This window comes from Aeribacillus sp. FSL k6-2211, from assembly GCF_037966125.1.
In the GTDB taxonomy this organism is placed as follows: Bacteria; Bacillota; Bacilli; order Bacillales; family Aeribacillaceae; genus Aeribacillus; species Aeribacillus composti.
Genome location: NZ_CP150190.1, coordinates 1,587,239 through 1,599,796 on the forward strand (window position 1 = coordinate 1,587,239; position 12,558 = coordinate 1,599,796).

Consider the following 12,558-nt stretch of genomic DNA (forward strand, 5'->3'; position numbering starts at 1 on the left):
ACATGGATCTAGTATGCGAAGTGAAAAATTTACGATTAAAATATCCTGGAGAGGAATCCTTGCTTTTTAAGGATGTATCCTCTTCTTTCTATAAGGGAGAAAAAGTCTTGCTTCTTGGTCCTTCCGGCTGTGGGAAATCGACGTTTTTGCAAGTGCTAAGCGGTTTAATTCCAAAATCTATTGAAGTTCCGATGAAAGCAGAAAAAATCTTGACTCCGTCATCTTGGGGATATGTGTTTCAAGATCCTGACACGCAATTTTGCATGCCGTATGTAGATGAAGAAATGGCTTTTGTTTTGGAAAATTTGCAAGTGAAAAGAGAACAAATGCATGAAAAAATGCGAGTTTACCTGGAAATGGTCGGCCTTCATTTTGATGATCTTCATATCAGCATTCAATCATTATCAGGCGGCATGAAGCAACGGCTGGCGATCGCCACTGTTTTAGCATTGCATCCAGACGTGTTATTTTTGGACGAGCCGACTGCAATGCTGGATCCGGAAGGGACAAAAGCGGTATGGGACACGATGAAACAAGCAGCTCAAGATAAAACAGTTATCATCGTTGAACATAAAATTGATCATGTTCTTGACTTTGTCGACCGCATACTTTTATTTAATCAAAAAGGACAAATCGTCGCAGACGGTCCGAAAGAACAAATTTTTTCTCGGTATCGGAAAGAAATTCGCGAAGACGGCATTTGGTATCCCGGTGTATGGGAGGATTATCTTCGTGATAAGCAGGGGTATTACAAAAAAACCCCTTTAAAAGAACAGGTCGTGATTGAGCTTGAGCAATTTAAAGGATATCGAAAGAAGGAAGTCAAAATCGATGTACCATATGGAAAGGTTCATGCAGGTGAATGGATTGCGATAGTGGGGAAAAACGGCGCCGGAAAGAGCACTTTGTTACATTCATTGATGCAGTTTATACAAACGACCGGCACTTATTTGCTGTTAGAAAAAGAAGCAAAGAAAATAAAAAAGCTTTCCAACATGCTGTCGTTCGTTTTTCAAAATCCGGAATTTCAATTTGTCACCAATTCAGTTTACGATGAAATTGCTTATTCGTTGAGGATTGAACGGATGAAAGAAGAAGAAATTCGAACAAAAGTAGAAGAAATGCTCGAATTATTTCATTTACAGAAGCACCGCCATCAACACCCTTATCAGCTTTCAATGGGACAAAAAAGAAGATTGAGTGTTGCCGCTTCAATCATTAAAAAACAGCCGATCATGCTTTTAGATGAACCGACTTTTGGGCAAGACTCATCCAATACATTTCAGCTCTTGGAGCTTTTAGAACATTATCGCAAACAAGGGTCTACCATTTTGATGGTGACACATGATGAACAAATAGCAAAGCATATGGCGACAAGAGTTTGGCGGATCGAAGGCGGGAAGCTCGTAGAGGATGAAATTCATTCTTGTGAGGATGAGCAGATGTATGTTCAGATATAGAGGGATCTACAATGGATTTTGACATAAAAGAAACATGGCTGCATAAAATCAACCCGAGCTTAAAGCTATTGTTTCTGATCGTTTTATTTATTAGTGTTCTGTTTATTCACAACATTAATTTTTTAATCAACTACACAGTTTCCGCCTTTCTTTTATTTGCTTTTTTTACCGGTCATCCGATGAAGCGCATACTTTTATTGCTGATTCCATTCGTGCTTATTTTTGTGTCGACTGCTACCTCCATGATTTTTTTTGGAAAAGGTGAGACAACATGGTGGGAATGGGGGCTGATCCATATTACAGAAGAAAGCTTTTATCGCGGTCTTCATTTAGGATTTCGTGCCCTTATCTTCGCTCTGCTTGGGTTAATGTTTTCGTTAACGACAAGACCGGTTTTTTTATTTTATTCGTTAATGCAGCAATTAAAGTTGAAGCCTAAATATGCTTACAGCTTTATGGCAGGCATTCGTTTAATCCCTATTATGATCGAAGAGTTTCAAACAATACGGCAAGCGATGATTGTAAGAGGTGTTGAACAAAGAAAAGGCTTAGCGAATTTTTTTCATAAATTGAAAGCATACTCGATTCCGCTGCTATCGCAAAGCATTCGCAGAGCGCACAGAATTGCTGTAGCGATGGAGGCGAAAAGATTTTCGAATGACACAAAAAGAACGTTTTACTACGAAATCGGGTTTTCCAAATACGATCTTTGCTTTGTCCTTTATTTTATAATCGCTATTTTGTTAAGCTACTATGCAGCTAAGATGCTTCCGTTTTTCCCGGTTACAGATGTAAGGTATATTGAATAAATGGCAGCCGGCTGCAAAATGCTTTTTCATAATCGGTTCATGGTAGATTTAAATGATTGAATAGTCCCGAAAGTAAAGTGATTGTCCCAACTTACGAAACGATGGACAGTGTCAAACAATTTTTTCTGAAAAGGAACAAGAAGTAAACCATTTTGAAGCAAAAAGTGAATGAGTTTGTTTGATGAAAAAGAGCCTCTAGGGGAAACACCTAGAGGTATTTTTTTTGAAAAATCATGTTAACATTTTTTCCGTACTTGTTGTATGAAGGAAAGAGAATCGGTATTTTTGTTATATAAAATTACATAAAGTGTTAAAAAGGGGGACAATAATGAAAAAAATTTTTTTATTTCTAACGATTTTCTCTGTAATTTTCGCAAGTGGATGTGCCATGTCTTCTGCTTTAGAGGAAAAGGAATCAAGCGATGGACAGAATAGCGAACAAAATGAAACGGATGTTGTGAAAGTCGGTATTCTCCATTCATTAAGCGGCACGATGGCGATCAGTGAAGTTTCTTTAAAGGACGCAGAATTAATGGCGATTGAAGAAATTAACAACTCAGGCGGGCTTTTAGGGAAGAAAATTGAACCGGTTATTGAAGACGGCGCATCTGACTGGCCGACTTTTGCTGAGAAAGCAAAGAAATTACTGCAACAGGATAAGGTAGCGACGATTTTTGGCGGCTGGACTTCCGCAAGCAGAAAGGCCATGCTGCCGGTAGTCGAACAAAATAAAGGCTTGCTTTGGTACCCCGTTCAATATGAAGGAATGGAATCTTCTCCGAACATTTTTTATACGGGGGCGACCACCAATCAACAAATTGTGCCTGCTGTCAGCTGGCTGTTAAACAATAAAGGAAAGAAGTTTTTTTTAATTGGCTCGGATTATGTGTTTCCGCGCACGGCAAACAGTATTATTAAAGCACAATTAAAAGCTGAAGGCGGAGAGGTAGTTGTCGAAGAATATACACCTTTAGGACATACTGATTACAGCACGGTCATCAATAAAATGAAAAAAGTGAAACCTGACGTAGTCTTTAATACATTAAATGGAGACAGCAATGTCGCCTTTTTCAAACAATTGAAGGATGCCGGAATCACATCGAAGGATGTTACTGTGATGTCGGTCAGCATTGCTGAAGAAGAAATTCGAGGAATCGGCGGTGAAGTATTAGCTGGCCACTTAGCGGTATGGAATTATTTCCAGACAACGGATACACCAGAAAACAAAGCGTTTGTTGAAAAATATAAAGAAGCTTATGGTGAAGAGCGTGTAACGGATGATCCGATTGAGGCGGCTTACATAGCTGTTCATTTATGGGCAGAAGCAGTAAAAAAAGCGGGATCTTTTGAGGTTGAAAAGGTCAAGGAAGCTGCGAAGGGAATCGAGTACAAAGCTCCGGGCGGCACGGTAAAAATAGAAGGTGAGAATCAGCATCTGTGGAAAACAGTAAGAATCGGCGAAATTCAACCGGACGGCCAATTTAAAGAAATTTGGAATTCTGGTGAGCCGGTGAAGCCGGATCCGTATTTAAAAAGCTATTCTTGGGCGGAGAAATTATCTAAAAATAATGAATAATCTAAATTGATAGGAGTGAACAGCTTGTCAATTTTCATCAGTCAACTGTTTAACGGGTTGAGCCTTGGATCGATCATGTTATTGATCGCCCTTGGCTTAGCTATAACGTTTGGCTTAATGAATGTCATCAACATGGCCCACGGTGAATTAATTATGGTCGGTGCGTATGCAACCTATGTAATGCAGCTCATTTTTTCTAAATATTTGCCGGAAAGCTTGTTTAATTATTACTACTTTATTGCTATACCGATTTCATTTCTCGTTGCTTCGTTTATCGGTTATCTGCTTGAAAAAGGAATCATTCGTTTTCTATATAATCGACCAACAGACAGTCTTTTGGCCACTTGGGGAATTAGTTTGATTTTGCAGCAGATTGCCAGATCCATATTTGGCGCTCCGAATGTTGCGGTTGTTGCACCTGCTTGGATGGATGGAGGCTGGCAAATATTTGGCATTACATTGCCTTATAAAAGGTTGTTAATTTTATCTCTGTCAATCGTTTGTATCGCTTTGCTTTATTATTATTTAAACAAAACGTCTACCGGTTTGAGAATAAGAGCGGTCACGATGAATAGAAATATGGCCTCTTGTTTAGGAATTTTTACAAGAAAAATAGATTCTCTAGGCTTTGCTCTCGGAGCTGGATTAGCCGGAATCGCTGGCTGTAGCTTAACTTTATTAGGACCGATCGGCCCTACAATTGGAACGTACTATATTGTCGATGCGTTTATGGTTGTCATTTTAGGAGGAATTGGCGGATTGAAAGGGACGATTATCGGCGCATTTGGCATTGGAATGCTTAGCACTGTTGTTGAATATTCCTTCGGCGCCACGATGGCAAAAGTCATTGTATTTGCAGTGATCATTTTATTTTTGCAGTGGAAACCGTTAGGTATTTTCTCTTATCGCACAAGGGCATTGGATTAGGAGGACGGATTATGCGCAGAAAACAAATGATTTATCTGTTATTTTTCCTGATTTTACTTCTGGCCCCGTTTTATTTAACCGAATTCCGCTTAGCGTTGCTCGGAAAATTTCTTTGCTATGCGATCATTGCAGTAGGAATCTGTCTTATTTGGGGGTACACCGGGATATTAAGCTTAGGTCACGGCGTGTATTTTGGGATTGGAGCTTATTGCATGGCGATGTATTTAAAATTGGAGGCTTCAAAAGGAGCGTTGCCGGATTTTATGGAATGGAACGGAGTGCAGGAGCTTCCGTGGTTTTGGAAGCCCTTCTTTAATCCTTTCTTTTCCATAATGGCAGCAATTTTCATACCAGCAATGCTGGCAGTGGTTTTGGGCATGCTTACGTTTAAAAACCGGATCAAAGGCGTCTATTTTTCTCTTTTGTCACAGGCAGTCGTTGTTGTCGTCGTCACACTTTTAATTGCCAAACAGGATTTGACAGGCGGTACAAACGGATTAACCAATTTTAGCACCGTTTTTGGGTTTTCTTTATCCTCACCAATGGTACAAATTGTTTTATATGCTATTACCGTTTTCGCTTTGTTTGCCATTTTTATGTTATCTGTTTGGATTACCAAAAGCAGACTTGGCCATGTATTAATTGCCATTCGGGACGGCGAAAACCGCCTTCGGTTTTTAGGATTTGATCCGGCTGTTTTTAAAGTGTTTATTTACAGTTTATCGGCTTCGTTTGCCGGAATAGCTGGCGCGTTGTTTGTTTTGCAGGTCGGTCTCATTTCTCCTTCGATGATGGATATAATCCCTTCAATTGAAATGGTTTTATGGGTAGCCATCGGCGGCCGTCATTCGTTATTCGGCGCCATAATCGGAGCGATTTTAACAAACGGAGCCAAAAGCTTTTTCAGTGAAACATATCCGGATGTTTGGCTTTTCTGCTTAGGCATTCTATTCATTTTGATCGTTGTTTTTTTCCCGAAAGGAATTGCCGGGTTGTTCGAAGCTTTTCCAAAGCGTATTGCGAAATTTTTTGAAAAAGGTGTGAAAAAAGGTGAATCCGATTCTGTCGTGTCATGATATTATTGTTGATTTTGACGGCTTTAAAGCGCTTCAAGGTGTCAATTTAGATGTTCATCACGGAGAAATTCGTTTTTTAATTGGTCCGAATGGTGCGGGCAAAACGACTCTTCTTGATGTCATCTGCGGCAAAACAAAAGCAGCAGATGGAAAAGTGATGTTTCAAGGAGTAGATTTGACAAAGCGGAGAGAGCACGAAATCGTTCGGCATGGAATCGCTAGAAAATTTCAAAATCCGTCCGTTTTTACTGAATTAACCGTATTTGAAAACATGGAGTTATCGATCAAACAAAATAGAAATCTTTTTTCCGTTATGAAGGCGAAATTAACCGCGGATGAAAAAGACGAAATTACCGAAATGCTTGAGAGAACCGATCTTTTAGATCGAGCTTATGACCCAGCAGGCTTGCTGTCCCACGGCCAGAAACAATGGCTTGAAATCGGCATGCAGCTGCTGCAAAAACCGGAAGTTTTACTTCTTGATGAACCGATTGCCGGCATGACTGGGGCGGAAAGGGAAAAAACCGGCTTGTTTATTCAAGAAATAGCTGAGAAATGCGCAGTGCTGATTGTTGAACATGATATGGATTTTGTTCGGAATTTTGCTGAACAGGTAACAGTTATGCATGAAGGGAAAATTTTGTGTGAAGGTTCCATGGAGGAAGTGCAGCAAAATGAGCTTGTTGCAGAGGTTTATTTAGGAAGGGAGGCAAAGGTGTGCTAAAAATATCTAGTTTGAAAGCAGGATATGATGAAACGATGGTGTTGAATAATGTCCATCTTGAAGTTGAAAAAGGAAAGGTCGTTTCCATTCTGGGAAGAAACGGGGCGGGAAAAACAACATTGATCAAAACGATTATTGGATTGTTAAAGCCGATGGACGGGACTATTTATTGGAATGATCAGGAAATTACACATGAGCTTCCGGAAAGGAGGGCAAAAAAAGGAATCGGATATGTTCCCCAAGGCAGGGAGATTTTCTCTTCGCTGACTGTGGAAGAAAATCTCATTTTAGGCTTTGAAGCTGTTTCGAAAAAGATAGAAAAAACGCTTGTTTTAGAGGAAATTTTCGAGCTTTTTCCTGTTTTAAAGGAAATGTTGAAGAGAAAAGGAGGAGATTTAAGCGGCGGGCAGCAGCAGCAATTGGCCATTGCGAGGGCTCTTGCCGGGCAGCCCGAGCTATTATTGCTGGACGAACCGATGGAAGGGATTCAACCATCTATAGTAGAGCAAATACAGGAGGTCATTGTAAAAATTGCGTCCAAAAAAGGAATTGGCGTCGTTTTAGTTGAGCACAGCATAGATTCAGCATTTGCCTGTTCTGATGAATACTATATTTTGGACAAAAGAACTGTTGTATCAAAGGGTGTAGTAAAAAACACAAATATTGAAGACATTCAACAATATTTAGTAGTTTAATTTAAAACTTCCTCCTCCCCCTAGAAAAATTTTTTTAAATTTTCTATGTTAAAAAATATGACATAACACTTGGTGTTTCACATGGTGTGAATTATATTTGTAATAAAAAATAACATAAAAACACCTTTTATCTTCAACCCATTGAGGGAAATGGAATGTAAGAAAATCGTGTTATTTTTGATTGTCTGTTAGAAAGGAAGGGTGTAATGAAGCTGACAGCCCGAGAGCAGGAAAAATTGATGGTCGTTGTTGCTGCAGATTTAGCGCGCAGAAGGCAGAGAAAAGGCTTGAAGCTGAACTATGCGGAAGCAGTGGCCATCATCACATATGAGATTATGGAGGGCGCAAGGGAAGGACGGACGGTTTCGGAGTTGATGCAATATGGCACAAAAATTTTAACTAGAGATGATGTGATGGAAGGCGTTCCGGAAATGATCGAAAATATCCAGGTGGAGGCAACATTTCCAGACGGAACGAAGCTTGTAACCGTCCATGATCCGATCCGGTAAAAGAGGTGAAAAAATGATTCCAGGGGAATATCGATTAAAATCAGCTCCGATTGTTTGCAATAAAGGGAAAGAGGCGATCAAGCTCAATGTTGTCAATAGAGGGGACCGTCCAGTACAAGTCGGTTCGCATTTTCATTTTTTTGAAGTAAACAGGGCGCTCGAATTTGACCGGCAGCTGGCGTTCGGCAGGCATTTAAACATTCCGTCCGGAACGGCGGTAAGGTTTGAGCCGGGCGATGCGAAAATCGTAGAGCTCGTTGAATTTTCGGGAAAAAAAGAAGTGTACGGTCTAAATAATTTGACGAACGGACCGTTGACAAAGGAGGCGGACAAATGAGTTTTCAAATGCCGCGCAAACAATATGCCGATATGTTCGGCCCGACAACTGGAGACAGCATTAGATTGGCTGATACGGAACTCTTCATTCAAATCGAAAAAGATTTTACCGTATACGGAGATGAAGTAAAATTCGGCGGTGGGAAAGTGATTCGCGACGGAATGGGACAGCATCCATTTGCCGAAAGGAAAGACGTGATGGATCTTGTTCTCACAAATGCCATTATTATTGATTATACAGGTATTTATAAAGCGGATATCGGCATAAAGGATGGGAAAATTGCCGCGATCGGAAAGGCGGGAAATCCATTATTAATGGATGGCGTCACAATGGTAATCGGAGCTTCAACCGAAATCGTTGCGGCAGAAGGAATGATTGTTACGGCAGGCGGAATCGATACCCATATTCATTTTATATGCCCTCAGCAAATTGAAACAGCTTTGACATCTGGAATTACAACAATGATAGGAGGAGGAACGGGGCCTGCAACAGGGACAAATGCAACGACTTGTACACCGGGTGAATGGAATATTTATAGAATGCTGGAGTCAGTTGAACATTTTCCTATGAATTTCGGCTTTTTAGGGAAAGGAAATTCATCCGGAAAAAAAGCGTTAGAGGAGCAAATCAAAGCAGGTGCAGTTGGTTTAAAACTGCATGAGGACTGGGGTTCAACACCGGCGGCGATCGATCAGTGTTTATCCGTAGCTGACGAGTATGATGTGCAAGTTGCCATCCATACAGATACGTTAAATGAAGCCGGTTTTGTAGAAGACACCATTGCAGCGATTAAAGACCGGGTCATTCATACATACCATACAGAAGGCGCAGGCGGGGGACACGCCCCGGACATTATGAAAATGGCCAGCCTGCCAAACGTTTTGCCTTCTTCGACAAATCCGACAAGACCGTTTACAGTCAACACGCTCGAGGAACATTTAGATATGCTGATGGTTTGCCATCATTTGGATCCGGCTATTCCTGAAGATATCGCCTTCGCCGATTCCCGCATTCGCAAAGAAACGATTGCGGCGGAAGATATTCTTCATGACCTTGGCGTATTCAGCATGATCAGTTCCGACTCGCAAGCGATGGGAAGGGTCGGCGAAGTGATTACGCGGACATGGCAAACCGCAGATAAAATGAAAAAGCAGCGGGGCTCCTTAAAGGGAGACGGCCAAGATCATGACAATTTCAGAGTGAAAAGATATGTGGCAAAATATACGATCAATCCTGCGATTGCCCACGGAATATCTGAATATGTCGGCTCTGTAGAAGTCGGCAAATTGGCGGATTTAGTTGTTTGGAATCCGGCCTTTTTTGGGGTGAAGCCGGAAATGATCATCAAGGGCGGAATGATTGCCTATAGTTTGATGGGAGACCCAAATGCATCCATTCCAACTCCGCAGCCTGTTTATTACCGTCCGATGTTCGGATCATTTGGCAAAGCTGTCTCACAAACATCGATCACATTTTTGTCAAAAGCAGCAATAAAAGCCGGCATTCCCGAAAAGTTAAAGTTGCAAAAAATCGTGAAACCCGTCAAAGGAGTTCGTACATTGACGAAAAAGGACATGGTTTTTAATGGTGAAACTCCTTCTATCGAAGTCGATCCACAAACGTATGAGGTAAAGGTGGACGGTGAATTGATCAATTGTGAGCCGGTTGAAGTTGTTCCGATGGCGCAAAGATATTTTCTGTTTTGAGGTGAAGACGGATGATTATTAAAGAAACACTTGGAAATATTTATGCAAAAGCAGTAAAGGAAAAACATGTGGAGCGCGTCTATTTAAGAAGCGATGATCTGCTCAAAAGAATTCAACGAGTGAAAACAGACCACGGGAACGAAATAGGGATTCGTTTAAAGGAGGAAAAGAAGCTGGCAGATGGTGACATTTTATATGAAGATGAAAACAATATGATCATTATTTCTGTCCTGCCTGAAGATGTCCTTGTCATTTGTCCGGCTACGCTGAAAGAGATGGGAGAAATTGCACATCAAATCGGCAACAGACATTTGCCGGCTCAGTTTGAAGGAAATGAAATGATCGTGCAATACGATCATCTTGTAGAACAACTTGCAAACGAGCTGAACATTCCTTGCAAACGGGAGAAACGAAAAATAAAACAACCTTTTCGATATGTCGGACATCATCACCATGATTGATTGGCTGCCTTTATTGCAGATAAGCGATTCAAACTTTCCTTCCGGAGCCTTCTCCCACTCGTTCGGATTCGAAACATATATTGTTGAGCAGAAAATAAAAGATGCAAGTACATTTAAAAGTTTTTTAAAAACGTACATTGACAAGCAGCTCGTCTATACGGACGGACTGGCTTGCCGGCTTGCATATCAATTTGAAAAAGAAGGGAAACAAGAGGAGCTTTGGAAGCTGGATGAGATTCTTTACGCCAGCTCAATGGCTAAAGAAACGAAAGAAGGGAACCGAAGAATTGGCGAGCAAATGCTGAAGCTTTGTTTAAATATTTACCCTCATCCAACACTGCAACAATATGCTCAAAAAATAAAAGCGAAGGAGCTTTACGGACATGCGGCTCTCGTTTTTGCCATTGTCGGGATAAAAATAGGAGCGGATGAAAAAACAACGCTTGTAACGTATTTGTATTCCACTATTCAAACGCTTGTACAAAACGGAGTCCGCGGCATTCCGATCGGTCAAAAAGAAGGGCAGCTGCTATTAAAAGATTTGCAGGAGGATGTGAGGAGAGCTGTTTTAAAAATTGGCAAACTATCGATCGACGATTTAGGTGCGCAATCACCTGGCCTTGAAATTGCACAAATGAGGCATGAGCAATTGCATGTAAGACTTTTTATGTCTTAACAGACTGTTTTCAGAGTTTCATTATTTTTACAAACTCTCTGCATGCTTGGCTGAAGCGAAAAGGCTGGAAAGCGTAAGAAGCGATCTGCTTCTTTTCAAAAAAAACTGCAAAGCTTGATCAAAAGATAAGGGGGGGAAGATTTGGGGCTAATCCCGAATCAGTCAAAATGGAACCTATACGAATCGGAATTGGAGGGCCAGTAGGAGCCGGCAAAACGCTGCTAGTGGAAAAATTGACTCGCTATTTGTCAAAGGAATTCAGTGTTGCTGTTGTCACTAATGATATTTATACAAAAGAGGATGCCTTATTTTTAATAAAAAACAGCGTTCTTCCGGAGGATCGGATTATCGGCGTCGAAACAGGCGGCTGTCCCCATACGGCCATTCGTGAGGATGCATCGATGAATTTTGCGGCAATTGATGAGTTAAAAGAAAGACACGAGGATTTAGATATGATTTTTGTTGAAAGCGGTGGAGATAACTTAGCGGCAACCTTCAGCCCGGAATTAGTCGATTTCTCCATTTATATCATTGATGTTGCCCAAGGGGAAAAAATCCCAAGAAAAGGGGGACAAGGGATGATTAAGTCTGATTTGTTTATCATCAATAAAATCGACCTCGCTCCTTATGTCGGTGCAAGTCTTGAAATCATGGAACAAGATACGAAAATGATGCGGGGGGAGCGACCGTTCTTTTTTACTAATTTAAAGGAAGAAATTGGTTTAGATAATGTGATCAATTGGATTAAACGAAATGCGCTGCTGGCAGGGTTGTAGAAATGGAAGGAATTTTGCAGATTCGCGCGGAGCAAAAAGGGGAGCGGACCGTAATTACGGATCACTTTTTTCAAGGAGCTTTGAAAATGACAAAGCCGGTCTATACGGAATCGTCGATACCGATCGTTTATGTGATTCATGTCGGCGGCGGATGTGTAGACGGGGATGAATACGCACAAGAAATTTCCTTAGGTGAAAAGGCAAGGCTTGCGGTGACGTCACAATCTTCAACGAAAATTTATAAAACACCGAAAAAACCTGTCAAGCAGAAATTCTTGTTTACATTGCAAAAAGACAGCGTGCTGGAATGTTTGTCAGATCCGTTGATCGTTTATGAACAGGCTCGCTTTGAGCAGGAAACCATCGTCCATATGGAAAAGGGTGCAGCCTTTTTGTACAAAGAAATTATTACGCCGGGCTGGTCTGAAACCGGGCAGCCGTTCTGTTTCGATGCAATACGGCTAAAATTAAAAGTTTATAAGGAAAATCGATTGATTTTGTTCGATCATTTTTATCAACAAGGGGATCGGGGAATTGATCAATTATTGAATATGGAAGGCTATACACATTACGGTTCGTTCCTCGTTATTTCTGACGAAGTGGATGATAAATTAATGGAAAAGATTTCATGCCAGTTGCAGGGAGGACCGTTTGATGGACGGATCGGCATTTCAAGATTTTTGCCATCTGCCTTTATGATTAGAATTTTAGGAAACCATACCGATCACATTGAGGGGCTGTTTTTGGAAGTTCACCGATTGGCGAGAGCTTATCTATTAAAAGAACCTCCAATCCTATTACGAAAATATTAAAGAGATAAATAGAA

The 12,558-nt window shown here is 41.0% G+C and carries 14 protein-coding genes; all 14 read left to right on the forward strand.

Annotation, left to right across the window (positions count from 1 at the left end):
• Nucleotides 1-2: 2 nt before the first annotated feature.
• The 14 genes from NSU19_RS07750 to NSU19_RS07815 all read left to right on the forward strand — a co-directional run bounded on the left by NSU19_RS07750 (nt 3) and on the right by NSU19_RS07815 (nt 12,544).
• On the forward strand, nt 3-1,460 hold the full coding sequence (locus NSU19_RS07750) for an ATP-binding cassette domain-containing protein (protein ID WP_339199645.1): 1,458 nt from the start codon (nt 3-5) through the stop codon (nt 1,458-1,460).
• An 11-nt stretch (nt 1,461-1,471) separates the two neighbouring features.
• Nucleotides 1,472-2,269: an energy-coupling factor transporter transmembrane component T gene (locus NSU19_RS07755; RefSeq protein ID WP_063386855.1), complete on the forward strand. Its 798-nt coding sequence runs from the start codon at nt 1,472-1,474 to the stop codon at nt 2,267-2,269.
• Nucleotides 2,270-2,597: 328 nt separating this feature from the next.
• Entirely contained in the window at nt 2,598-3,845 is a 1,248-nt protein-coding gene (gene urtA / locus NSU19_RS07760) for an urea ABC transporter substrate-binding protein (protein ID WP_063386856.1), read from the forward strand.
• Between the two features lie 24 nt (nt 3,846-3,869).
• On the forward strand, nt 3,870-4,772 hold the full coding sequence (urtB, locus tag NSU19_RS07765) for an urea ABC transporter permease subunit UrtB (protein ID WP_063386857.1): 903 nt from the start codon (nt 3,870-3,872) through the stop codon (nt 4,770-4,772).
• 11 nt (nt 4,773-4,783) lie between these two features.
• The gene (gene urtC, locus NSU19_RS07770) at nt 4,784-5,848 is read left to right on the forward strand and encodes an urea ABC transporter permease subunit UrtC (protein ID WP_339199649.1); all 1,065 of its coding nucleotides are present in this window, start codon (nt 4,784-4,786) and stop codon (nt 5,846-5,848) included.
• On the forward strand, nt 5,823-6,572 hold the full coding sequence (urtD, locus tag NSU19_RS07775; RefSeq protein ID WP_339199652.1) for an urea ABC transporter ATP-binding protein UrtD: 750 nt from the start codon (nt 5,823-5,825) through the stop codon (nt 6,570-6,572). Before urtC ends, urtD begins: the two co-directional genes overlap by 26 nt.
• A complete protein-coding gene (urtE, locus tag NSU19_RS07780; RefSeq protein ID WP_066248741.1) occupies nt 6,566-7,267 on the forward strand; it encodes an urea ABC transporter ATP-binding subunit UrtE in 702 nt (233 codons plus the stop codon). Before urtD ends, urtE begins: the two co-directional genes overlap by 7 nt.
• A 206-nt stretch (nt 7,268-7,473) precedes the next feature.
• Nucleotides 7,474-7,776: an urease subunit gamma gene (locus NSU19_RS07785; RefSeq protein WP_063386861.1), complete on the forward strand. Its 303-nt coding sequence runs from the start codon at nt 7,474-7,476 to the stop codon at nt 7,774-7,776.
• 13 nt (nt 7,777-7,789) lie between these two features.
• Entirely contained in the window at nt 7,790-8,113 is a 324-nt protein-coding gene (locus NSU19_RS07790; RefSeq protein WP_063386862.1) for an urease subunit beta, read from the forward strand.
• Nucleotides 8,110-9,819, forward strand: coding sequence for an urease subunit alpha (gene ureC / locus NSU19_RS07795; protein WP_066248737.1), 1,710 nt, complete (start codon nt 8,110-8,112; stop codon nt 9,817-9,819). Before NSU19_RS07790 ends, ureC begins: the two co-directional genes overlap by 4 nt.
• A gap of 11 nt (nt 9,820-9,830) precedes the next feature.
• Nucleotides 9,831-10,280 (forward strand): urease accessory protein UreE, encoded by a 450-nt coding sequence (gene ureE, locus NSU19_RS07800; RefSeq protein ID WP_063386864.1) that lies wholly within the window; start codon nt 9,831-9,833, stop codon nt 10,278-10,280.
• Nucleotides 10,273-10,956 carry an urease accessory protein UreF gene (locus tag NSU19_RS07805; RefSeq protein WP_339195099.1) on the forward strand — a complete coding sequence of 228 codons (684 nt, stop codon included), beginning with the start codon at nt 10,273-10,275 and terminating at the stop codon, nt 10,954-10,956. Before ureE ends, NSU19_RS07805 begins: the two co-directional genes overlap by 8 nt.
• Nucleotides 10,957-11,123: 167 nt before the next feature.
• On the forward strand, nt 11,124-11,732 hold the full coding sequence (gene ureG / locus NSU19_RS07810; RefSeq protein WP_063386865.1) for an urease accessory protein UreG: 609 nt from the start codon (nt 11,124-11,126) through the stop codon (nt 11,730-11,732).
• Nucleotides 11,733-11,734: 2 nt separating this feature from the next.
• Nucleotides 11,735-12,544: an urease accessory protein UreD gene (locus NSU19_RS07815; protein WP_066248729.1), complete on the forward strand. Its 810-nt coding sequence runs from the start codon at nt 11,735-11,737 to the stop codon at nt 12,542-12,544.
• The last annotated feature ends 14 nt before the right edge of the window (nt 12,545-12,558 follow it).